Origin of the sequence: Proteiniphilum propionicum (assembly GCF_022267555.1) — a bacterium.
Lineage (GTDB): Bacteria > Bacteroidota > Bacteroidia > Bacteroidales > Dysgonomonadaceae > Proteiniphilum > Proteiniphilum propionicum.
In genome coordinates this window covers 1,832,021-1,855,269 of sequence record NZ_CP073586.1, presented here as the reverse complement: position 1 = coordinate 1,855,269, position 23,249 = coordinate 1,832,021, and the positions used below count along the sequence as shown (strand labels likewise).

18 protein-coding genes and 1 tRNA gene are annotated in these 23,249 nt (G+C 40.7%); 7 read left to right on the top strand and 12 right to left on the bottom strand.

Features of this window, described 5'->3' with window-relative positions:
* Nucleotides 1-20: 20 nt before the first annotated feature.
* From KDN43_RS07545 to KDN43_RS07520, 6 genes are all read right to left on the bottom strand, one after another.
* Entirely contained in the window at nucleotides 21-1,340 is a 1,320-nt protein-coding gene (locus tag KDN43_RS07545; RefSeq protein ID WP_238869250.1) for a hypothetical protein, read from the bottom strand.
* A complete protein-coding gene (gene cas3, locus KDN43_RS07540; RefSeq protein ID WP_238869249.1) occupies nucleotides 1,337-3,478 on the bottom strand; it encodes a CRISPR-associated helicase Cas3' in 2,142 nt (713 codons plus the stop codon). Before cas3 ends, KDN43_RS07545 begins: the two co-directional genes overlap by 4 nt.
* Nucleotides 3,478-4,065: a hypothetical protein gene (locus tag KDN43_RS07535; protein WP_238869247.1), complete on the bottom strand. Its 588-nt coding sequence runs from the start codon at nucleotides 4,063-4,065 to the stop codon at nucleotides 3,478-3,480. The genes cas3 and KDN43_RS07535 overlap by 1 nt, the downstream gene beginning before the upstream one ends.
* A gap of 6 nt (nucleotides 4,066-4,071) precedes the next feature.
* Nucleotides 4,072-4,731 (bottom strand): CRISPR-associated endoribonuclease Cas6, encoded by a 660-nt coding sequence (cas6, locus tag KDN43_RS07530; RefSeq protein ID WP_238869244.1) that lies wholly within the window; start codon nucleotides 4,729-4,731, stop codon nucleotides 4,072-4,074.
* A 183-nt stretch (nucleotides 4,732-4,914) separates the two neighbouring features.
* Complete coding sequence (gene cas6, locus KDN43_RS07525; RefSeq protein WP_238869242.1) at nucleotides 4,915-5,682, bottom strand: CRISPR-associated endoribonuclease Cas6; 768 nt, start codon at nucleotides 5,680-5,682, stop codon at nucleotides 4,915-4,917.
* 446 nt (nucleotides 5,683-6,128) lie between these two features.
* Nucleotides 6,129-6,203, bottom strand: a tRNA-Pro gene (locus tag KDN43_RS07520).
* A 91-nt stretch (nucleotides 6,204-6,294) separates the two neighbouring features.
* Here KDN43_RS07520 and KDN43_RS07515 point away from each other — a divergent pair.
* A complete protein-coding gene (locus tag KDN43_RS07515) occupies nucleotides 6,295-6,543 on the top strand; it encodes a hypothetical protein (RefSeq protein ID WP_238869239.1) in 249 nt (82 codons plus the stop codon).
* Nucleotides 6,544-6,749: 206 nt separating this feature from the next.
* Nucleotides 6,750-8,501, top strand: coding sequence for an aspartate--tRNA ligase (aspS, locus tag KDN43_RS07510; RefSeq protein WP_238869238.1), 1,752 nt, complete (start codon nucleotides 6,750-6,752; stop codon nucleotides 8,499-8,501).
* 48 nt (nucleotides 8,502-8,549) lie between these two features.
* Here aspS and KDN43_RS07505 read toward each other — a convergent pair whose 3' ends face one another.
* Together KDN43_RS07505 and KDN43_RS07500 are read right to left on the bottom strand one after the other, a co-directional pair.
* Nucleotides 8,550-9,872, bottom strand: coding sequence for a Gfo/Idh/MocA family protein (locus KDN43_RS07505; RefSeq protein ID WP_238869236.1), 1,323 nt, complete (start codon nucleotides 9,870-9,872; stop codon nucleotides 8,550-8,552).
* Between the two features lie 118 nt (nucleotides 9,873-9,990).
* Nucleotides 9,991-10,656, bottom strand: coding sequence for a Crp/Fnr family transcriptional regulator (locus KDN43_RS07500; RefSeq protein WP_238869235.1), 666 nt, complete (start codon nucleotides 10,654-10,656; stop codon nucleotides 9,991-9,993).
* A gap of 169 nt (nucleotides 10,657-10,825) precedes the next feature.
* Here KDN43_RS07500 and hcp point away from each other — a divergent pair, with 169 nt between their 5' ends.
* The 3 genes from hcp (at nucleotide 10,826) to KDN43_RS07485 (ending at nucleotide 13,111) form a co-directional block, all read left to right on the top strand.
* Nucleotides 10,826-12,475, top strand: a complete 1,650-nt coding sequence (gene hcp / locus KDN43_RS07495; protein WP_238869437.1) for a hydroxylamine reductase — start codon at nucleotides 10,826-10,828, stop codon at nucleotides 12,473-12,475.
* Nucleotides 12,476-12,614: 139 nt separating this feature from the next.
* Entirely contained in the window at nucleotides 12,615-12,944 is a 330-nt protein-coding gene (locus KDN43_RS07490) for a cupin domain-containing protein (RefSeq protein WP_238869234.1), read from the top strand.
* Nucleotides 12,945-12,958: 14 nt separating this feature from the next.
* Entirely contained in the window at nucleotides 12,959-13,111 is a 153-nt protein-coding gene (locus tag KDN43_RS07485; RefSeq protein ID WP_286846966.1) for a hypothetical protein, read from the top strand.
* Nucleotides 13,112-13,333: 222 nt separating this feature from the next.
* Here KDN43_RS07485 and KDN43_RS07480 read toward each other — a convergent pair whose 3' ends face one another.
* Together KDN43_RS07480 and KDN43_RS07475 are read right to left on the bottom strand one after the other, a co-directional pair.
* Nucleotides 13,334-14,332, bottom strand: coding sequence for a malate dehydrogenase (locus KDN43_RS07480; protein ID WP_238869231.1), 999 nt, complete (start codon nucleotides 14,330-14,332; stop codon nucleotides 13,334-13,336).
* A 501-nt stretch (nucleotides 14,333-14,833) separates the two neighbouring features.
* Nucleotides 14,834-17,035, bottom strand: a complete 2,202-nt coding sequence (locus tag KDN43_RS07475; protein WP_238869229.1) for a sodium-translocating pyrophosphatase — start codon at nucleotides 17,033-17,035, stop codon at nucleotides 14,834-14,836.
* Nucleotides 17,036-17,373: 338 nt separating this feature from the next.
* Here KDN43_RS07475 and KDN43_RS07470 point away from each other — a divergent pair, with 338 nt between their 5' ends.
* Both KDN43_RS07470 and KDN43_RS07465 read left to right on the top strand, forming a co-directional pair.
* A complete protein-coding gene (locus KDN43_RS07470; protein WP_238869227.1) occupies nucleotides 17,374-18,579 on the top strand; it encodes an ROK family transcriptional regulator in 1,206 nt (401 codons plus the stop codon).
* Nucleotides 18,580-18,663: 84 nt separating this feature from the next.
* Nucleotides 18,664-19,962: an O-acetylhomoserine aminocarboxypropyltransferase/cysteine synthase family protein gene (locus KDN43_RS07465; RefSeq protein WP_238869224.1), complete on the top strand. Its 1,299-nt coding sequence runs from the start codon at nucleotides 18,664-18,666 to the stop codon at nucleotides 19,960-19,962.
* 56 nt (nucleotides 19,963-20,018) lie between these two features.
* On the opposite strand, the gene KDN43_RS07460 is transcribed toward KDN43_RS07465, so the two are convergent.
* Together KDN43_RS07460 and KDN43_RS07455 are read right to left on the bottom strand one after the other, a co-directional pair.
* Nucleotides 20,019-20,561, bottom strand: a complete 543-nt coding sequence (locus KDN43_RS07460; protein ID WP_238869220.1) for a DUF4488 domain-containing protein — start codon at nucleotides 20,559-20,561, stop codon at nucleotides 20,019-20,021.
* A 446-nt stretch (nucleotides 20,562-21,007) separates the two neighbouring features.
* A complete protein-coding gene (locus KDN43_RS07455; protein ID WP_238869217.1) occupies nucleotides 21,008-23,179 on the bottom strand; it encodes a S46 family peptidase in 2,172 nt (723 codons plus the stop codon).
* Between the last annotated feature and the right edge of the window lie 70 nt (nucleotides 23,180-23,249).

Sequence of the window (23,249 nt, the reverse complement as noted above, 5' to 3'; positions counted from 1 at the left end):
TTATGTATTTAATTAATGATTTAACTGTTTTTCTCTAAATAAGCGTAATCGAATTTCAAAAGTGTGTTGAAGTATCCGAATTCCTCATTCGTCATCAAATGAATGTCGTTTCTTAACTCTTTTAATCTCTCCAAATCTTCTCCTTCCACTCCTGCAACCATTTCTGTAAGTGCGTCTAAAAACACCTTTTTAGTTGTTTTACCTCCAAAGAGCCTTTGCTCTATGAGGTTTTTCCGGTCGTTACCGGAAGCTCCTTTTCTAAACCGTAGAATTAGTTCTGCTAAATTTTCGGTAAAATCCGTAATTTCTTCTTTGTTTCTTGACATCATAGCTATTAACCAAGTTTTATAGGATTTATAAATTATTGTATCTTCTTCTTTTTTGAATGAAATATTTTTTGCTTCATCCATATATTTTTTTAATCCTTCGGGACGTAAAGCGTGAAGTCCGATGCTTCCTATTTCACAAGCTCGCTTTATGTGCATCCCAAAAAGTGATTGAAATTCTTTACTGTTAAACCGTTCAGGGTTTCCATACAACTGTCGCCAGATATCTTTCAGTCTTGACCCGGATCTAAGGTATAGAGGAATGAATCCTACTGTTTTATTTGTCTGCCCAAAACTGTAAACATAAGCAATTACATTACCGTTTGGATAAAGATTGGATAAGCTGAAAAACAGGTTAGACCAATTAACAGTATTAATCTCCATTACCTTATCGGTTATTGAAAATATCTGTTGGGTATGTAAACGTGTGAAATCAAAATCTTTTACAAAATCATTTCCTAATTTAAAGGTCAGCCATTGCCCGTTCCATGTATTGATTTGATTACCGCGCAGTTTGTCCAAAGTTGGGTCATTCAGATATTTACGATAATGCCTCCAACCCTCGTAAATTTCCATAAGAATAGTAGCGTCATCAATCAATAGATTATATCCGCCTGCTACGCCAATTCCCAATCCAGAACCAATCCACGAAAAGTAAATGTCTTCTTCATCCGCAATAGTTACAATATCTGAAACCAATCCGGACGTACTTGCAAAATCTCCACTTTCCGATGCTGGGTAGCCAATGGCAAAGCTGGCGTCAGCAACCTCTCCGCTAACTTTTTCATGTAAGTTCATTAGCTTTTCCAATCGTTCATCTGAACTTAACAGCTCGGGTTTTTGTCCTTTTTTCATTTGTACAAAAGGCGAATTTGTAACCCATTGCATGTATTTTGGATGATTAAAGAACAATTCAAAATATTCTTTCACAAAAAACTCTTTTGCTGAATAATCTTTTCCGAACTGCTCATTGTATGCTTTAAGAAAAGTTTTTCCTATAATTGTTGTAATCATAATATAACTCCTGTTGATGAATTAATTTTATCGGCTAATAAGCCCTTTTCTGTACAATATGCACAATCGGGCACAATGAAAGGACGATTCCCTTTATCTGACTGACGTTTTTTTGATACTGAGTAGTAATAAGTAGGGATTTCCAAGTTTAGTCTTTGTTCAAAACTGCTGTTTTCATATTCATACAAATCGCTTTCCGTAACACACGCAACGCTGTCTATTTCAAGCAAGTCAAACAAAATAGCTTTGCCGTTATGTGACAAGCAGTCGATGCTGATTTCTCCATTGCTTTTAAAAACAGAATGTTCCTCAATGCTCATAAAGTCAATTTGCGTAAATATATTGTCAATTTTATTTTGCAAATCTCGTTCGTGTAACACTTGCCCGTCATCTAACTGTGCATACGATTTTTTCAAAACTTCCAAATCGTAAGGTCTTGCATTTTTCTCATCGTCCGGTGGCGAGATCACATAAACGGGCATATACTTTCCAATGGTTTGTAAGTTTCTTACTCTGTTTACACGCCCAAACCGTTGGATTAAGGCGTCTAATGGAGCACATTCTGTAATCATTATATCGAAACTAATATCTAAACTAACTTCCACAATCTGGGTTGAAATTACAATACAACCATCTGATGAAGTATTATAAACATTCAATGATTTTCCATCTTCATCTAAACCGATTAAGTTCTTTTCTTTTTGATTTCTATCTCCACGTTTAAATCGGCTATGCAGAAGCATTGTCGGAATATTTTCAAACTCTTTTTTACTTTTTATATAATCAAAAATATCTTGTGCCGTTTTTACTTTATTGAGTACTATCAGTACTTTTTTCTTTTTGGATATTGCTCTCTTTATCAACGCCTCCGAATCATAAAAAGAACTTATCTTATGAATAATGTGTCTGTCAAATTTATCTAATTCGGTAGGCGATAACTTTATCTCCAATACATCATCTCCGAGAAGTTCTTTAATCTTTTTATAAAGGATTATGGGCATTGTGGCTGTACCTATGTGTATTTTGCAACCTATTCGTTTCAACACCTCCACTAATTTCAGCACAATCGCCTGTGAAACTCCCGTATATGTATGGACTTCGTCTAAAATCACATCACAACCTTTTAAATCTAAAATCAATGCCTCGTAACCTTTCATTCCAAAGGCAAGTGCACTCAACTGATGTGGTGTGAGAATTTTCACGGAAGCGCCTATCTGGGATTGCAAAACAACCTCTTCATCTGTGTTTTTCCCCTTAATTATCTTTGATGTTGAATGAAGCACACGAATGTCTAAATTGGGATTGTCTTTTTCCAGATCTTTCCCTACACGCTTAAACATAGCATTGATCGATGCCTGAAAAGGCAAGGTGTAAAAAACTCGTCCCTTGCATCTTCTTAAAAGATAATCAGTTTTTCCTGCACCTGTACAAGCTACAACAATAGTATGTTTTCTGAGGCTGTCTGCTTTTATTTGAGATAAAGGATATAACGAGTGTGTTCTATTGTAAAAAGATAGATCAGGTTTAGTGAAAAGTTTCATTGAGTTTTCTTCCGTTTTGTCAATTAAGGCAGAAGCTAAATGATCGCCCGCCATCAACAAACCTTTCCATTCGGAAAAACCTCTTGTATTGTTCTTTTTAGCACAGTATTTTACACAGTAAAGCAGGTTTTCTCGTGCTTCACGAACTGTAATAAGTTTATAGGACACACCCAACTCCAAAAGAATTTTCCATGCATCTTCACTCCATTTGTCCCAATTGCCTAAGTGAAAATCTTCGTAATCGCAGAGTTGTTCTAAATCAAGGAGCCCGAGTTTATTAACGTCATTTTTTACTGACTTGTGATGGCTCACGGCCATTTCAATCAGTTCACTCCATTGTTCACGAGGAAAAGCAGAAAGAAAGAATAGAGAGGCGATTTCATGTCTAAAAACATCCACATAGACTCGATGTTTATTTCGTAATCGTTTTTGAAAAACAGGATGAGATTTGCCTATATCGTGTAAAATGGCCCCGTTTCTAGCCACTTCGATGTTCATCCCCAAATGAATAGCAACTTTTTCTACGGCAGTGCAAACATGTATTAAATGCTCCACAAGTGGTGTCCACTCCGGTCCCGATTTCGCGTAAATATTCATTAGAATTCTTTTACTGGTGTACCTATAATTTTCAACCATCCAAACATTTGATGTCCGGTATTTCTGTCAATTCCAACGGGAAATGATTTGTCGTTTTTTTCAAACATTAGTTCAAATCCTGAAAAAGTGTCTTCGTTGTCGAAATCTTCCACATCAATTTTAAAAGTTTCTATAGGTAAAAGTATGTCTTCGTTTCTACAAAGACAGATATGTTGGTTAAAAGCGACATCCGCATCATCTTCGTTCTCAAAAGCTAAAAAAAGAACGGGATTTAGCAACAGACCACGGACAATGATTGCAGTAGGCCGTTCAAAGTGAATTTGCGTTCCTTTTCTCTTACTATTCCATCCCCGGGTCTGAATAACTTCTTGTTGTTGAGAGATTTGATCATAGCTCAACCGATGTCCCACAATCTTTCTTATACCCACAATGCCCAACAATTCAGGGAACAACTTTTTTTCAATTCCCTCAACAATTGACGGAGTAAGAAACTGTTGTGAGAAAGTTTCGCTATCTCGCACCGCAGTCCAGGGTTTTATAAAACCGAACGGACCGGAATATTTTACCACAAACAATTTATTCTTCATAGTTGACTATTTTAAAGCTCCAAATCCAATACCTGTGCTATTTCCCAAACCCACATCCCAGGCAAAAGCAATCATTTCAGGTAATCCTTCAATAATTACCGGACATATATTGACCTTATTTTGAATACCTTTGTAAGAAATGATTTTGGTTTTGGGAGAGTGATAACTTCTATCAAAATATACTTTTAGTTTTTCTGTGTTTAATCCTGCAATTTTAGCTTTAGCTTTTAACGTTTCAGTCATAAAATTATTAGCTTCGTCGTCTAAATAAGTGTAGTGTGTTTCTTTATCCTCGTTATATCTTTTTACCAAAACGGGACTTGCTAAGAAAAAATGCTCTTTTCCAGAGAATTGGGGTGTAAATTCTATCCGAATATCCAAAACTCTTGACCCCGCAAACATTTCAGGCTTCTCCAATATATTTTTCACGACTGTTTTTACCAACTGAATATCATAAAAATTTAGTGTGAAATAAGAACCATTTTTAATTTTAATACCTTTCTTTGACGTGTCAATATTCTGGAGCCATGAAAAAGAGTACAAACTCATTTTTCCATGTTCAAGATTATTGGCTCCCAACCATTTATGAATGCATCCGGTTAATAATGGTTGGTAATTAAAACCAATTTCCTGGTTAGATTTTGATATTTTTATGTGTAGTCTCATTTGTAATAAAATTAGATTTTGCAAAAATAAAAGAAATAATTATCTTTGCCAAATTAATTGAACGTTTTGAATTTAAATAATTATTTGAATGTTTTATTTTAATCGCACCAAATGGAATCTTTTATTTTTTAAATTGAAAATCATCATTATACAACGATATGATTAGCCATATGTTTTTAATTCCTATATACTTTTTATCATCCCAAACCCTGTACTTCCCTTTTCTCCAACTCCTGCATCATACGCCACTTTCATCAGCTCAAGCGGTGCTGTCATCTTAAACCTGCACATAAAGCCACGAACGCGGGTTTGCTGCGGTGTGCCTGATTTGATGGTGACAAGCACAGATTTAGGTTTGGACAGTACCTCGAAATTAAAATCAAATTCCGAATCATATTCTTTGCCATGAAAGGCAAAATATTTATTAAATAAGTTTTGTCGGATAAGTGGCAGGGCTTCGGGATTGTCAGGCGATAGATAATCCACTTTCCCGTTTTTGCCGCGAAATGAAATGCAAATGGGCGAAAGCGTTTCAAACTCCATTGTTTCGGTAAAAATGGGCAGCGGCATCACACTGATTTCACGTACATGGAAACGGACATTTGCCTTACGCGTACCTACTTCGAAAGTCTGGTTCTGAAAAACACCTCTGACAAACTCCTGTGTACTACGCTCGGGGAGAAAAGAAATCTGCCATTCCACCGTATCGGAAAGAATATGCATAAACTCGCCTTCTATGCGAAACGAAGGTACATGAAGCCGGGAAAAAGTGAATAATTTAAATTTTTTATTTCCTGAACAGAAAACGTTTTCATGGAGCCAAACAGCGAATTCTTTATCAGATTTGGAAAGAATTTTATAAACGACTGAGCTTAGCTCGTAAGTATAGCTTAGCGGCAGCTTATCTCCAAAGGCCAATTTTTCAATATGTAAAGAAAGTTTGAATCTCATGTCAATGAATAATTGAATAAAGGACAAAGAAAAAACAACAATTTGACAACTTATGTCAATAAATATATTTTTGTTTTATTATATATTTTTATTTACATTTTAAAATTATTCACTGAATAAAAAGGATAACAAGCTGATTCTTTTCAACGAAATGAAATATTTCCTCAAGGTGTAATTACTTTTGTAACGTTCGAACATGGCTAAATCTGATTTAAACGCCTAAAGCTATAAAGATTTCCTTTAACAAACAAAATAATATACTGAAAGTTGCACTTCTAAACTGAACTTAGCACTTCTAAAACGAGTTTCGCTTTTAATTCTATACTGAATTTTCTTCTTGTTTTTTTCTTTCATCGGCATATATTAACTTGGTGTCCGGTTTTTGGGAAGTATTATACAAAAAAAGCACCTACCTGAATAAACAGATAAGTGCTTGATTTTCACCGTCGGGGTGGCGGGATTCGAACTCGCGACCCCCTGCTCCCAAAGCAGGTACACTAACCGGACTGTGCTACACCCCGAAATTATTTAACCGGATTATATCCGGAATTTTCACTTTTGAAACATCAAATTTCTATGAGTAACAGGCATGCTTAAAAAGCAATCTATTTGTTGTTCTCAAAAAGTGGTTGCAAAAGTACAACTAATTTTGGACAAACTCAAAACTTATTAGGTTTTTTACAAATTTTGCCATGGAAAACCTCTTATCTTCATTTATTATTAACTATAAAATCACAAATAAGAGTATTAAATACACAAATTAAGTTGATGTTATTTCAGGGTGGGGAGAATGGAATAATTCCTTTTTTAAATGGCTTGCAAACATTTGTTGTTGCTGATCACAAAGTTACAGGATTTTAAAGCGATTAACACAATGCAATCTCGGGATTATCATGGAAATAGCGTTCGCTTGAGGTTAACTTTTTTCAGTTATTTGGGATGATTTTTATCCATTGAGACATTTTTTCAACCTGTTTTGTACATTTTTATGTACATTTGCACTCAATTTTATATCTGTCGGGGTAATTTTTTTATTCAGACACTCAATCTATAAAGAGTAATCATTTATGTACAGAAACAGCACTTGCGGCGAACTACGCTTAACAGATGCAAACAAAGAGGTGACTTTAGCCGGCTGGGTCTCCAAAATTCGCAAGATGGGCGGAATGACCTTTATCGACCTCCGTGACCGTTACGGTATAACTCAACTGTCGTTTAACCAGGAGGTGGACAATAACCTGTTCGATCAGGCAAACAAGCTTGGCCGGGAATGGGTAATACAGGTCACCGGAACGGTAAAGGAACGCTCAAGCAAAAACCCACATATTCCTACGGGAGACATCGAGATCATCACTTCGAAACTGAATGTGCTGAATCCGGCCGAAACACCACCATTCACCATAGAAACCGAAACAGACGGAGGCGATGAGCTTCGAATGAAGTACCGCTATCTAGACCTGCGCCGCAATGTGGTACGCCGAAACTTGGAGCTGCGACATAGAATGGCATTTGAGACACGACGTTATCTCGATGAAAGAGATTTTTTAGAAGTGGAGACACCGGTACTTATCGGGTCAACACCCGAAGGAGCACGCGATTTCATTGTTCCATCACGTATGAACCAGGGAGAGTTTTACGCGCTGCCGCAATCGCCGCAGCTCTTTAAGCAGCTGCTGATGGTTTCGGGTTTCGACCGTTATTTTCAGATTGTGAAATGTTTCCGCGATGAGGACCTGCGTGCAGACCGTCAGCCTGAGTTTACGCAGATAGACTGCGAGATGTCGTTCGTGCAGCAGGAAGATGTGCTGAACATTTTTGAAGGGCTCACTAAACATCTCTTTAAGACTATAAAAGGAATAGATATTTCCGACTTTCCACGTATAAGCTACGCCGATGCTATGCGCCTCTACGGCTCCGACAAGCCGGATACACGCTTCGGGATGACCTTCAATGAAATGAAGGATCTGACAACGAAACACAATTTCGGGGTTTTTGACAGCGCCGAATATGTAGGTGCCATCTGTGCGGAAGGTTGCGCTACCTACACCCGCAAACAACTTGATGAACTGACTGATTTCGTGAAACGGCCCCAGATTGGAGCCAAAGGCCTTATCTATGTGCGTTATAACGAAGATGGATCACTCAAGTCATCGGTAGATAAATTCTACGGCGAAGAGGTGCTGCTGAAATGGGCTGAACGCTGCAATGCCAGGCAGGGCGATCTGATACTGATGCTAGCCGGCGAGAGGGAGAAGACTCAGAGACAGCTGTCTGAATTGCGTCTGGAGATGGGATCGCGCCTGGGACTGAGAGACAAAAACAACTATCAATGCCTATGGGTGGTTGATTTCCCATTATTGGAAAGGGATGAAGAGATGAATCGGTTTTTCGCTAAACACCACCCGTTCACATCTCCTAAACCAGAAGATATACCCCTGCTCGACTCCAACCCAGGAGACGTACGTGCCAATGCATACGACATGGTAATCAATGGCGTGGAAGTTGGCGGTGGCTCAATACGTATCCATGACAGTGCTTTGCAGAAGAAGATGTTCTCGGTACTGGGTTTTACCGAAGAAAAGGCGCAGGAACAATTCGGGTTCCTTATGAATGCATTCAGGTTTGGTGCGCCTCCGCATGGTGGAATAGCTTTTGGGCTTGACCGGTTTGTATCTATATTTGCGGGGTTAGACAGTATCCGCGACTGTATTGCCTTCCCTAAAAATACGGCAGGACGAGATGTGATGATTGATGCGCCTTCGCGAGTTGAGCAGGAACAGCTGGATGAGCTGGGGATCATGCTCAAACCGGAAGAGTGAAAAAAAGCTGCCATGTGGCAGCTTTTATAATTAATTACGATTCTATTGTCACAAGACGTATCCTTCGCTGTAAGTTTTATTAAAAAGCCTGTTGGCTTCGGCTTCCGTATCATCAACAAACTTCTCTGTTGCCGGATCCCACTTGATGGGACGGCCCAGATCGTAGGCGATGTTACCCAGCGTACATACGGTACAAGAACGATGACCTGTCTCCACGGGGACAACCGGATCGGTCTTTGCCTTTAATGATTCAATAAAATTTTCGAGATGTGGTATTTTAGTCTCATAAGCGCCCTCTGCAACTTCCACCTTTGGAGGTAACAGGCTGTCGTCTGACGCAACGAAATGGCCTCTCGAAACCTCTATCCACCCTTTGTCGCCCCAGAATTTCACACCTTTGGTCTGTTGCTCATCGAAAGGCTCTTCGGTCATAACAACGCCGTTGGCATATTTATAGGTGAGGAATTTTGTATCTTCATAGCCGGCGGGAATAATTTCAACGGGTCCGCTGTTATCCATCTCAAGGCCCCACTGAACTATATCAAACATATGTGCGCCCCAGTCTGTGGTGAAACCGCCACCAAGCTCCTTATACCAGCGCCATGCGCCCCAGAACTGTTCATTCTGTTCAGGATCGAGCGATATTGGTGGGTTCAGCTGGGAGTTGTAATGAACAAACTCAGACGGGCCCAACCATAAAGGCCAGTTCAAATCGGCAGGAACGGGTTCCTCGGGAAGATCGTACGGTTTGGGAGGAGCGCCTACGTAGGCGTTTACTTTTTCTATTTTGCCAATCTTTCCTTCCTGTACCATTTTCACGGCGTGCTGGAAATTAGCGTCGGAGCGCTGCTGACTGCCTACACCAAGAATCACACCATTGTCGCGAACAGCTTTCACCAGCATCTGACCCTCCTTAATGGTAAATGTCAGCGGTTTTTCCAGATAGATGTTTTTCTTTGCATTGCAGGCATCTATCGCCATAAAAGCATGCCAGTGATCTGGCGTGGCAATAACCACAGCATCAATATCTTCGCGCGCAATCAGATCCTTGTAGTTCTCATACGTTTCAACGGCAACTTCCTGCTGCTTATCAGCATAATGCGCGTTCACACGCTTTAAGAACCGCTCCCGTTTTATACCGTAAACATCGCTTCCGGCAACCACCTGCACTCCCGGAATACCAATAAATCCATTTAACAGATACATAGCCTGCTGGCCAAGGCCTATAAAACCAAGGCGAATGATTTCGTCATCACTACCTGCAGCCTTGTTTTGTTTACACGAAGTTAGAAACTGTGGAAAAACAGTAACACCAACGGCACCTACAGCAGCCGTTTTAATAAATTTTCTTCTTGATAATTGATTACTCATGACTTTTAGATTAATATGATAGTGAATACTTTTTCCTCTTTCTTTGCAAATATATACTTTTATTTTAGTCTAAACTGCTTTTCACCGGTAAATCATTACAAAAACCAAAATGGAGGTGTTAAACCAAATCTTCCAGCTTTTTTCTGTCAAGCACTTTCAGTTCTCTTTTATAAAGCGATATCAACCCTTCACGGATCATTTCACCAAGAGTGCGTGCCAAGGAAGGGCGCTGTACTCCAAAATATTCCGCTAATTGTGTCTGGGTGCGCCTTAAAATAAAAGAGTTATTCTGTGGGGTTGTATTCTCAAGTATATATAGAGAGAGCTTGCCCTTGAGACTTTTAATCGACATCATTTGCAACTTTTTTGAAAGAAAGACTGTTATATTGGAGTTGACTTTCATAAAGTTGATAAGCAGCTTTTCATTCATCATCATCTCCTTTAACCACAACGATTTGGGAATAACATAAAAAACGCTTCTCTCAGCAGTGATCACATCTACCGGATACCGGTTTTCGGAAGCAACAAGAAAGGCAGGGGCTAGCGGTCTCACAGGTTCAATGAACTCAATCTCAAGAACATTTCCATCTTTGGCAACCATTTCCGTTCGTACGAGACCATCCATCAGCAGGTAAAGACAGTTTATTTTATCACCCTGACGGGTAACATAATTGCCTTTGTCCAATGTTCGTACTTCAGATACAGAGCGTTCCAGAATTTCATCTGTCTCCTCTAATGATAGATTGTAGAAAAGAGGACACAAGGTTATATTGTATTCTGACATCGCATTTTTGTTTTGAAACAAAGGTACAACTAGGGGAAGATCAGACAATGACTTCATTTGTTAAATATTATTAAATCGACAAATTGTAACATTGGTTACACATTTTGCTATTGAATCAGGATATATTTGCATCACTCAATAACAATAAAAACAAAAGTATATGGAAAAAATGTTTTGCTTTCAGTGTCAGGAAACCAGTAAAAATACAGGTTGTACCGTAAAGGGTGTCTGCGGAAAAACTGCCGATGTAGCTAATCTGCAGGATTTGTTGATGTTTCTCTGCAAAGGGATTTCGCATTATACCGTCCGGTTAAGGGAACTTGGCATTGAGATACCAGAAATAAACAAGTTTATTACCGACAGCCTCTTTATGACTATCACCAACGCGAATTTCGATAAAAGCCGTTTCATCACACGTATACTAATGGCATACGAAATGAGAAACGCGGCCAAAGAGAGATTGATATCAGCAGGTGGAAACATTGAATGTATTACCTACGACGGGGCCTTCTGGACCGGTGAGTCTGAAGAGGAGATGGCAGAAAAAGCATTGGATGCAGGTATATTGACTACAAAAAACGAAGATATCCGTTCACTGCGCGAATTGACTACTTACGGGCTAAAGGGAATGGCAGCCTATGCTGAACATGCATTCAACCTTGGTTATGAAGATAATGAAATCTATGGCTTTATGCAGCGGGCACTGGTTGATGTGACCAACGATTCTCTAACGGCTGATGAGCTGACAGCACTAGTGCTGGAAACCGGAAGATACGGGGTGCAGGCAATGGCGTTGCTGGATAAGGCTAATACTTCGAGCTACGGAAATCCGGAAATAACTAAAGTTAACCTGGGTGTTCGCAAAAACCCGGGTATCCTCATAAGCGGGCACGATATGAAAGATATGGAAGAGCTTCTGAAACAGACCGAAGGAACCGGTGTAGATGTTTATACACACAGCGAGATGCTCCCGGCTAATTACTACCCGGCATTCAAAAAATACAAACACTTTGTAGGAAATTATGGAAGCTCGTGGTGGCACCAGACAGAGGATTTTGAAAATTTCAATGGCGTTATTCTTTTTACTACCAACTGTATTGTTCCACCAAAGAGATCGTCCACCTATACTGACAGGGTGTATACCACGGGTGCATCGGGATTCGAAGGGTTTAAGCATATAGAAGACCGGAAGGATGGCCAACCCAAAGATTTTTCAGCATTGATAGCACATGCACAAAAATGTGCTCCACCGGAAGAGATTGAATCGGGTGAGATCATTGGAGGCTTTGCCCACAATCAGGTGATTGCACTGGCCGATAAAGTGGTTGATGCTGTTAAAACAGGTGCAATACGTAAATTTTTCGTTATGGGCGGTTGTGACGGACGTATGAGCGGGCGCAACTACTATACCGAATTCGCCGAAAAGCTTCCTAAAGATACAGTAATACTTACGGCAGGGTGTGCAAAATACCGTTACAACAAACTTCCTCTGGGTGATATCAACGGCATTCCCCGCATACTGGATGCGGGACAGTGTAACGACAGCTTCTCGCTTGTGAAAATTGCACTAGCACTCAAAGAAGCATTCGGATTGGATGATTTGAACGACCTGCCAATTGTTTACAATATTGCATGGTATGAACAAAAGGCGGTAATTGTACTGCTGGCGCTTCTATCCTTAGGGGTGAAGAATATACATCTCGGCCCCACCCTGCCTGCATTTCTTTCACCCAATGTAATAAATGTACTGGTAAACAACTTCGGTATTTCGGGGATCACAAACGTTGATGAAGATATGAAGGTGATGCTGAATGCTTAGAGATGGCCCTCTAAAGGAAAACTATATTACACAAATTGTAACTTGCAACTTATAAGTTCCTATGTTTAAATAGGAAAATACGGATAACAAAAAAATAAGCTACATCATTTTAGTTAACTTTTTTTATAGGAATAACAATATGGCAACATACGAAAAATCAAAAGTCATTGCCCTGGCTGAATCGATAGAATATGCTTCGGGCGGTGTTGTAAGCAAACAGGTAACAAAAAACAGGGCTGGAAATATTACCCTCTTTTCTTTCGATAAAGAACAGGGTTTGACCGAGCATACCGCAAACTACGATGCTTTTGTCCAAATACTCGAAGGGAAGGCGGAGATAGAGCTGGGAGGCATAATTCACTTTTTGGAAAAAGGAGACTGTATAATAATGCCGGCAAATGTTTCTCATGCAGTAAGGGCAACCGAACCTTTTAAAATGCTGCTGACAATGATAAGGGGAGAAGGGTAACACCGTTGGGAAGCGTGCATGTGGTAGAACGTATTCTAACGGATTTCAAGAGCGGCAAAGAGAATAAAGCTGTTTTCTGGATCTCAGACTTCAAGGGGCGATTTATTTATATTGAATATTCAGCTGTACGTGGCGAAAACGGTGAATATCTGAGAGTGAGGAAGTAACACAGGATATCACCCGGTTACGGGAGCTGGAGGGTGATAGGCGACTTTTATCATATTAACATAAATAAGTTCGACATAACGCCGGCCTACTTAATCTTCTGAATGATATTCAAAAACGCTTTGTAGAAAATGTTTTTCAAACTTGATATCTAATAAAATATAACAAAAAAGGAGACTGAATTTCAGCCTCCTTTTATTATGTATTATAACAACTACCTCTACTTAAAGATTAGAATTCACACTGCTCCACTGATCTATTGAAGGGATGATACCCATTGATATCACCTCATCACGAAGCTTGACAAGGTGTCCGTAGCTCTGTTTCAATTCCTCAATTTCGCTTTCTGAACCTTTTACCTCACCATACGACACACCGTTAGTGTCAAGTGTTGTTTCCATTGCCATCATAATATGGCCAAATTCGTGATCATTCACGTAGCATCCGGAAGGCCAGCGGAATTCTTCACCACCCATGGCTGCACGAATCATCTCTACCGATGTGTATGCAGGACTCTGGAATGAAGAACGCCCACGCAGCTTTATAATGTTTGCGCCACCTTTGGTAACACGTTTTTTAAGTTCACTCCACTCTTCATTTGTCAGTGAAGGTGTTCCTATGAGGTCTGTTAATAGCTTGTCGCCTACTTTCGCTGTTGAAGCGAAAACAGCCATCTGTTCACCGTGCCCTCCATAAGTCCTGGCACCGGTTACGCTGCTCTGGTCAACACCAAAGTGTTTTGCCAGTTCGCTTTGCAGGCGTGTGCTGTCTAACGCCGCCAATGTGGTTACTTGTGAAGGTTTCAGACCTGAGTAGATCAATGCTACCAGGCCAGTAATATCAGCAGGATTGAAAATAACGGTGAGGTGCTTAAGGCCGGGGCAGTACAATTTGATATTTTTCCCAAGCTGGGCAGCTATTTCGGCATTTCCTTTCAACAAATCTTCGCGTGTCATCCCATCTTTTCGAGGTGCACCACCCGATGAGATCATATATTTTGTACCGGTGAATGCCTCTTTTACATCGGTGGAAAAAGTGAAGTTTACACCTTCAAATCCGCAATGACGCATCTCCTCAACCACACCCTCCAAGCCCCTTGTAAACGGGTCGTAAAGGCATATATTAGGCGTTAAGCGCATCATAGCGGCAGTCTGCACCATATTTGAGCCGATCATACCAGCAGCTCCCACAATTGTTAATTTGTCGTTCGTCAGAAAGCTCATAATTTAATTGCTATTTTGATGTTAATGATTATTTCAAAATGAGTCTTGATTTTAAGCCGACAAATTTACAAAAAGTTATTCGATCACAATATACACAAAATGATAATATTCACTAAAGTTAGACTATTTCTCGCTATGGCATAGTCCAAATAAATTTGTCCTCTGCTCATTTAGCTTAACGAAATAGTTCACTAAAGTTAGATATTTGCTCGCCGTGGCATAGCTCAAGCAAGCTTGGCTCTGCTCATATGGCTTAACGCAAATAGTTCACTAAAGTTAGATATTTGCTCGCCGTGGCATAGCTCAAGCAAGCTTGGCTCTGCTCATATGGCTTAACGCAAATAGTTCACTAAAGTTAGATATTTGCTCGCCGTGGCATAGCTCAAGCAAGCTTGGCTCTGCTCATACGGCTTAACGCAAATAGTTCACTAAAGTTAGACTATTGCTGCGCTCGGCATATCAAAAGCAAGCTTTTTATCTGCTCTCACTTATCGCAATAGTTCACAAAAGGCTCCACGATACCGTAAGGCCGGCCATCACAATGGAAACCATACTCATTAGTTTTATAAGTATATTCAATGACGGGCCGGAAGTGTCTTTAAACGGATCGCCCACTGTATCACCCACAACAGTAGCCTTGTGAGCTTCACCTCCCTTTCCTCCAAGATGTCCCTCCTCAATGTACTTTTTGGCATTATCCCAGGCTCCGCCTGAGTTGGCCATAAAAACCGCAAGTACAAATCCAGCACCCAGCCCTCCGGCCAGTAAGCCCATTACACCTGCCACACCCAGCATAAGCCCGGTAAGTACTGGAACAATAATTGCCAGCAGAGAGGGTAACAGCATCTCGTGTTGTGCTCCTCTGGTTGAGATAGCCACGCAACGAGCATAGTCGGGAGTAGCCTCTCCGGTTAATATTCCTTTAATTTCCCTGAACTGGCGGCGCACCTCTTCAACCATTTTCTGAGCTGCCCTGCTAACAGCATTAATGGTCAGGCCACAGAAAAGAAAAGCCATCATAGAGCCTATAAAGATGCCGGAAAGCACTTTCGGATTCATCAGTGTAACCTGGAAATAATCCATAAAATCTACGAAGCTGGCCTTTGCAACCTCTACCGTTTCGCCATTGGCAAATTCAAGAATATTGTCGCCTATGCGAAGCATGCCAATCCTTATCTCCTCCATATATGATGCCAGCAAAGCCAGTCCTGTAAGTGCTGCCGACCCGATGGCAAAACCTTTACCTGTTGCGGCAGTAGTGTTACCCAATGAATCCAGCGCATCGGTACGTTTTCTCACCTCCGGCTCAAGACCGCTCATCTCTGCATTTCCGCCAGCATTATCGGCAATGGGACCATAAGCATCGGTAGCCAGGGTAATCCCCAGCGTAGAGAGCATTCCGACTGCCGCGATGGCTATGCCGTACAATCCCATACTAAGGTTCTCGGCAGTAAGCATATTATTAATATCGAAACGTGTTGCGGAAAGATATGATATAAGAATTGCAAGTGCTATGGTTATTACCGGGATAACAGTGGAAACAAGTCCTGTACCCATACCTGATATTATTACTGTAGCCGGTCCCGTTTTTGCACTGTTGGCAATATTTCTTGTAGGCTTGTAGGAGTGAGAGGTAAAATATTCGGTACCCTGTCCTATGATAATCCCGGCAAGAAGCCCTGTTATAACTGAAAACGACAATCCAAGCCAGTTGTTGAACTCGAGCAAATATAAAATGAGAAAAGTACAGGCTGCAATCAAAAATGCACTTACGTTTACACCCCTGTTGAGTGATCTCATAAGATCTTTTACAGTAGCATTCTCTTTCGTCTTTACCAGGAAAATTCCAATAATTGAGAGGAATACACCAATACCAGCTATGATCATGGGTGCAAAAACTGCTCTCTGCTGCATAGCTGGATCTAATATAAAGGCCGAGGCGCCAAGAGCTGCAGTAGAAAGAATAGATCCGCAATACGACTCATACAGGTCGGCGCCCATGCCGGCTACATCGCCCACGTTATCTCCTACATTATCGGCTATGGTAGCGGGATTACGTGGATCATCCTCAGGAATGCCAGCTTCAACCTTGCCCACAAGATCAGCACCTACATCGGCAGCCTTAGTATAGATTCCACCTCCCACACGGGCAAACAGGGCCTGAGTGGAGGCTCCCATTCCAAAAGTAAGCATGGTAGTGGTTATCATAATTAGCTTATGTCCGGCATCGGCATTCTCCACAAAAAAGTTAAGAATAAGAAACCATGCCGAGATATCTAACAGTGCCAGTCCTACTACAACCAGGCCCATCACAGCCCCCGACCTGAAAGCTATCTGTAATCCGCTGTTCAGTGACCGTCGCACCGCGTTGGCTGTCCTGGCTGAAGCGTAAGTTGCCGTTTTCATGCCGAAGAAACCTGCCAACCCCGAAAAAAAACCACCAGTGAGAAAAGCGAAAGGGACCCAGTTGTTCTGTAAACCGAAGAATGCCATTGCTGCAAAGATTACTGCCAGAATAATAAACACAACAGTGACCACTTTATACTGCTGTTTAAGATAAGACATGGCACCTTCGCGGACGTATTGAGCAATGGTTTTCATTTTCTCTGTCCCTTCACTCTCCCTCATCATTTTTTTAAAGAAATAATAAGCAAATACCAGCGCTGTAACTGAAGCAGCGGGTACAAGAAAAAAGTATTTCATAGTTTATTAATTTATAGTATGCCGACTTGTTCAATAGTATCCATATCAGGCGAGAAAGACACTAATTAATTACAAAGATGCATAATTAATTAAAAAAAATGAAATATCAGAGAAAGATTCTTATACATTTTGAATAGATTTCATTTTTAGTTTTGATTAACCAAAAATAGTTGTAATTTTGTATCCCGAGCATGATAAATCACTATGTATGATTGTAATCAACCGCATTTGATATGTTTACGGTCAAAGATAAAAGTGATAATTTTTTCATTTTTAGAATATCTAAAAATGAAAAACACACCCTCTTGCTAAATCAATAATTATTCATCAAGAATGTAATGGAGAAAAAATTTTTTTTTAAAGACGACAAAAGCCCAAAAAACATCCAGATAAAGAAAGACATTATTACCCATTTTATTACATCGGGCAACGATACTATATCTGAGTTATCAAGAGAGCTGGATTTAAGTGTACCCACAGTCACAAAATTTATCACGGAGCTTATGGCTCAGGGGCTGATAGACGAGTTCGGGAAAATACACACTCCAGGGGGAAGGCATCCAAGTGTTTATGGATTGAACCCCTCATCGGCCTATTTCGTGGGAGTGGATATGAGCCGGCATCATCTGAATATTGCCCTTATGGATTTTACAGGAAACATTGTTGATCATCAGATAGGGATATCATACACGTATGAGAACACACCTGAGTCATTCGACATGCTTTGTGATTACATACAAAACTTTATTGATAAGACGGGCGATCTGAAGAAAAAAATTTTTAATATCAACCTGAATATATCGGGACGGGTAAACCCTGAATCAGGATATAGTTACAGCAGCTTCTACTTTAGCGAGAGCCCTATCAGTGAAACGCTTTCTAAAAAGCTCAATCATAATGTGGGTATTGATAACGACACTCGTGCTATGGCCTATGGCGAATATATGAAAGGAATTGTGGAGGGTGAACAGAATGTGATTTTTGTGAATATCTCATGGGGACTTGGTATAGGTATTATAATAGATGGCAAGCCCTATTACGGAAAATCGGGATTCTCGGGTGAATTCGGACATTTTCCGATTTTTGATAATGAAATTATTTGCCATTGCGGTAAAAAGGGATGCCTGGAGACCGAAGCATCAGGTTTGGCTATTCACAGAACTATTCTTGAACGAATTGCAAAGGGCGAGAGCTCCATTCTTACAGAGCATGTTAAAGATCTGAGCAAACTGACACTCACCGACATCATTAAAGCCACAAACATGGAAGATCCCCTCTGTATTGAGATTGTGGAAGAGGTGGGAAACAAATTAGGGAAATATATTGCTGGATTAATCAACATTTTTAATCCGGAGCTGGTAGTGATTGGAGGACAGGTAGCTGAAACAGATGGATTTATCATGCTCCCAATAAGGAACTCAATCAAAAAATACTCGCTTAACCTGGTTAATAAAGATACGCGAATCTTAACTTCGAAACTAAAAAACAAGGCTGGCATTATAGGAGCATGCATGATTGCCAGGAGCAGGTTGTTTAATGATTAAGTGTTAAAATATCACTTATTTACGACAAACTTAGACGTTTTGCATTTTTTCTCGTATTTTTGCGGAATATTAATTTTTAAAAATATGGGAAAGAAACATTTTGAAACCCTGCAAATACATGCGGGACAGGAACCCGACCCGGTAACTGGTGCAAGAGCGGTTCCTATTTATCAAACCACAGCTTACACATTTAAAAGCGCCGAACATGGCGCCAACCTGTTTGGATTAAAAGAGTTCGGTAATATCTATACCCGGCTGCAGAACCCCACTACCGATGTGTTCGAAAAACGAATGGCAGCCCTTGAAGGAGGCGTAGCCGCAGTGGCAACTTCTTCGGGACAGGCGGCACAGTTTATTGCCATAAACAATCTTGCCGTTGCTGGAGATAATATAGTTTCCACATCGTTCATATATGGAGGTACATACAATTTGTTTAAGGTGGCCTTTGCCCGCCTTGGTATTGAGGTCCGTTTTGCTGATGGTGATAATGTAGTAAGTATTGAATCACTTATCGATGACAGGACCAAGGCCATTTATCTTGAGAATATCGGTAATCCAGAATACAATATCCCTGATTTTGAAGCTATTATTTCAGTAGCACACAAACATGATATTCCAGTGGTTGTGGACAATACGTTTGGTCAGGGAGGATACCTTTTCAACCCAATTGAGTGGGGTGCTAACGTAGTGCTGCATTCAGCAACTAAATGGATTGGCGGACATGGAACCTCAATGGGAGGGGTGATTATCGATGGTGGCAATTTCAACTGGGGAAACGGTAAGTATCCTATGTTCAGTGAACCATCGGAGGGGTATCATGGCCTTAATTTCTGGGAAAACTTCGGGGATAAATCTCCCTTTGGGAATATTGCTTATGCAATACGTTGCCGCGTAGAAGGGCTTCGCGACATTGGACCTGTTAACAGTCCTTTCAACTCATTCCTGTTGCTGCTGGGACTGGAAACACTTTCGTTGCGTGCAGAACGTACAAACTCGAACGCACTGGAACTTGCCCGATGGCTGGAAAAACATCCTAAGGTGGAGGGGGTGAACTATCCTGGTTTAGAAAGCAGCAAATACCATGAACTGGCTAAAAAGTATCTTAAAAACAACGGGTATGGTGGAGTACTCTCATTTTTCGTGAAAGGGGATGTTCAGCAATCAGCAAAGATTATTGACAATCTATCTTTAATAAGTCACCTTGCAAATGTGGGGGACGCCAAAACGCTGATCATACATCCTGCAAGTACCACGCATCAGCAACTCTCCGATGAAGCACAAGTTGCCGCCGGTGTATATCCTAACCTACTTCGGGTATCGCTTGGCCTTGAGCATATAGACGATATTAAAGCAGATCTGGATGAAGCGTTACAGCGTTTATGATTTTTTTCTTTAGATGGCGGCTCTGAAAATGTCGCCATCAATTTTATTCATATTTACTATTCCACTACCTTTTCTATTACCTCTTCATTAATAAGCAGCTGCTTCAGTTCTTGCCGCAAGTCCACATTACTCACATCAAGATCCTCGATACATACTCTCTGCCATATCTCTTCTATCCACCTGTTCTGCTTCACTCCAAACTCATCAATTGGCTGAAACCAGCGGAGATACATAAAATTTTCATGCGTAAGCTTTATATTAAGAGGGTTATCCTTTCCCTCCTGGCTTTTATTGAAAGAATTCACTATCTCTTCTGTATAAATATCGCCTTCAAGCCTATATGTACCGTCAACAGTTATTATTGCCCCTTTTTCAGTCGACATGAAATTCATAAATCTGCCATCGGGGAAAATCATCTTGAACATCCCTGACGGGATTACCTTATAACCCGATTCATCGCTGTTATGGATCGCCTTCACCTCCCACAACCCAATTATTTTATCTGCCTTGCTATCAAATATGCCAAGTTTTGAGCTACTGCAACCGGCAATGGAAATAATTACACAGACGAACAAAAAGTAACCGACCGATGCTTTCATAACATTGTGTTTTATTTCGTGTGAATATTCTTACAATTATAACACTTAATTAGGTAATAGAGTTGCTATTGAACTACTTTTTTTATTAACTTGTTATTATATGGGGGCCGCTTCGGTAAAAAAGCTTGGAATGGCCACATAATCCATTAGCAATCAGCATAAATAGACGCCACAGAGCCTCATGCTTTTTTGCTGATTGTCAGGTATTAAAAAAATAATCACCTTAGTCCGCTTTAATAAGCGAGTCTTCTCTGATAAGTCTTTTCCGTTGACAGGAATTGCTGTCATTGAGTGATGTTTAAGAATAGGCCTGACTGAACTATTTATATAATTAATAATTGAAGAATATCAGTGGAAAGAATTGAATATTACAGGTAGCCAACGACTTATGAAATGACATAATTAAATGCCGCAGAATATCAGTGAAAAGGGCCATACAATCTTTATCAGTTCATGTCAAGCTCCTTCAGCAAATGGCCTGCTCCTGCAAACTTATCAATTATGAATAGGACGTAGCGAATGTCAACAATAATGCTTCGCTGATAATCGGGCAGAAACTGTATATCACCCCCAACACCTTCCCAGTTACGGTCGAAATTGATTCCTATCAACTCTCCACTCCCGTTCATGACCGGGCTTCCCGAGTTACCTCCCGTTGTGTGAGTTGTGGCAGCGAAAGCAACAGGCATGTTGCCGTTGTGCATTGCGTAATGTCCGAAATCTTCTTCCTGATAGAGTTTTTTCAGCATTGCAGGAACAACAAACTCCCAGTTACCGGGGTCCTCTTTTTCAATTACCCCGTCGAGGGTAGTCTGGTGCGCATAATAGATAGCATCGCCAGGCTTGTATCCTTTAACCTGTCCGTACGACAAGCGAAGTGTAAGGTTGGCATCGGGAAAATAGGCATAAGGCCCGTCCATAGACAGGATGCCTTCAAGATATGCCTTCCGGGCAATTGCAAAAGGAGCATCAAAGACCGCCAGCTGTTTCTCAAGCGAAGCAGATTCCTCAGCTACCGATTTTGAGAATAGAAACATTGGATCGTTCATGATAGTCTCTGCGTCAACCTCTCCTTCATTAAAGTTTTGAATATTTATTTCATTCCCAAAAAGAGAACGGTTGAACAGAAAATCGACAAATCTATCGCTATTCCCGCCAAAATCACTATAAATAAGACTGAAAAAACCAGGGAGATTCTCTTCAGGAACCAAACTGATATATTCACGCATCATCTCTTTTGCTACCTTTTTATCAACTTCCCGGTTGTAGTCTTTATCAGCAAACATACTGTATTCTTTCATCAATTGTGCCCTGAGCGTATCTGCTTCAGATTGGTTGCCTTCTTCCAATGCTTTTGCCAGCTTGTCAGCTGTGACTGTAGCCAATGTAGAAAATTCCAATCCACGCACAATACCTTCATTAAGCATCCATCTCCTGTAACGAAGATCTGCACGCTCTTTCACAATCCGCTCAATCTCATCCAAGGCTTTTTTAAAACGGGGTTGATTGTTTTCTTCAGCCCACTTCAACAATCTGTTCTGTTGCTCTAACTTCACCTTCTCGAAATTACGCATGTTGATAGCCCAGTTTGTACCTATTGCATTTTTATAAGAGTTTGTTGATCCGGAATATTTGGAAGCATATTGAATCTTGACCGCCGGATCTTTCAGCATCTCCTCAAGCATGGCTTTCTGACGCACCTCCCTCATCCTGATTCTAACTGTGTTATCGATATCTCTTCGTTCGGCCACCTCCCACGAAGTGTAGAATTTGTTAGTAGTCCCGGGAAAGCCAAGCAGCATTGCAAAATCGTTTTCTTTAACTCCTTTTGTCGAGATAGTCAACCATCGCTTTGGCCTGAGAGGAATGTTCCCGGGAGAGTATCCGGCAGGATTACCATCTTTGTCGGCATAGATACGGAAAATAGCAAAGTCGCCTGTATGACGCGGCCAGGTCCAGTTATCAGTGTCAGCGCCAAACTTACCTATAGAACTGGGAGGAGCACCTACAAGACGTATATCGGAATAGATCTTTTTCGTGAACATATAATATTGATTCCCGTTGAAGAAAGGTTTTATTTCGACCTCTGTCCCTGAATTTTCAGAAAGGAACTTTTCACCTGCTTTCTCTCTTGCTACCCTGTTAAGATAAGAAGGTGAGAGGAAAAGGGCCCCATCGGTATCTTCTTCCCTGTCTCTCTCTAAGCACTGCAAAACATAGCCGGTTACCTCTTCAATTTCTTCAATAAAGGTTACCGTAAGACCCGGATTTGGGAGTTCTTCAGCTTTTGTCATTGCCCAGAAGCCTTCCTCAAGATAGTTGTTTTCAAGTGTGCTATGCTGCTGTATACGGCCATATCCGCAATGGTGATTGGTCAGCACAAGCCCCTGTGAGGAGATAACCTCCCCGGTACACCCTCCGCCAAACTGCACAACAGCATCTTTTATTGAAGAACCATCGGGGTTGTATATATCATAATCTTCAAGCTTTAGCCCTAGCTCCTTCATGTCATTCAGTTTTTGTTGCTTAAGTGAATGCAACATCCACATCCCCTCATCGGCAGATGCGGTAAAGAAAAATAAACACCAAAATGAAAGGTAGAAAAACAATTTCTTCATATATATTACTTTAATGATTCATTCCAGGTAAAAGATTTACAACCACCCTCTGTATTAATAAAAACAACTT

What these genes read in the sequence shown, in the direction of transcription:
- KDN43_RS07545 (WP_238869250.1), bottom strand. Translation starts at nt 1,340, where the DNA reads ATGATTACAACAATTATAGGAAAAACTTTTCTTAAAGCATACAATGAG.
- cas3 (WP_238869249.1), bottom strand. Translation starts at nt 3,478, where the DNA reads ATGAATATTTACGCGAAATCGGGACCGGAGTGGACACCACTTGTGGAG.
- KDN43_RS07535 (WP_238869247.1), bottom strand. Translation starts at nt 4,065, where the DNA reads ATGAAGAATAAATTGTTTGTGGTAAAATATTCCGGTCCGTTCGGTTTT.
- cas6 (WP_238869244.1), bottom strand. Translation starts at nt 4,731, where the DNA reads ATGAGACTACACATAAAAATATCAAAATCTAACCAGGAAATTGGTTTT.
- cas6 (WP_238869242.1), bottom strand. Translation starts at nt 5,682, where the DNA reads ATGAGATTCAAACTTTCTTTACATATTGAAAAATTGGCCTTTGGAGAT.
- aspS (WP_238869238.1), top strand. Translation starts at nt 6,750, where the DNA reads ATGTACAGAAACAGCACTTGCGGCGAACTACGCTTAACAGATGCAAAC.
- KDN43_RS07505 (WP_238869236.1), bottom strand. Translation starts at nt 9,872, where the DNA reads ATGAGTAATCAATTATCAAGAAGAAAATTTATTAAAACGGCTGCTGTA.
- KDN43_RS07500 (WP_238869235.1), bottom strand. Translation starts at nt 10,656, where the DNA reads ATGTCAGAATACAATATAACCTTGTGTCCTCTTTTCTACAATCTATCA.
- hcp (WP_238869437.1), top strand. Translation starts at nt 10,826, where the DNA reads ATGTTTTGCTTTCAGTGTCAGGAAACCAGTAAAAATACAGGTTGTACC.
- KDN43_RS07490 (WP_238869234.1), top strand. Translation starts at nt 12,615, where the DNA reads ATGGCAACATACGAAAAATCAAAAGTCATTGCCCTGGCTGAATCGATA.
- KDN43_RS07480 (WP_238869231.1), bottom strand. Translation starts at nt 14,332, where the DNA reads ATGAGCTTTCTGACGAACGACAAATTAACAATTGTGGGAGCTGCTGGT.
- KDN43_RS07475 (WP_238869229.1), bottom strand. Translation starts at nt 17,035, where the DNA reads ATGAAATACTTTTTTCTTGTACCCGCTGCTTCAGTTACAGCGCTGGTA.
- KDN43_RS07470 (WP_238869227.1), top strand. Translation starts at nt 17,374, where the DNA reads ATGGAGAAAAAATTTTTTTTTAAAGACGACAAAAGCCCAAAAAACATC.
- KDN43_RS07465 (WP_238869224.1), top strand. Translation starts at nt 18,664, where the DNA reads ATGGGAAAGAAACATTTTGAAACCCTGCAAATACATGCGGGACAGGAA.
- KDN43_RS07460 (WP_238869220.1), bottom strand. Translation starts at nt 20,561, where the DNA reads ATGAAAGCATCGGTCGGTTACTTTTTGTTCGTCTGTGTAATTATTTCC.
- KDN43_RS07455 (WP_238869217.1), bottom strand. Translation starts at nt 23,179, where the DNA reads ATGAAGAAATTGTTTTTCTACCTTTCATTTTGGTGTTTATTTTTCTTT.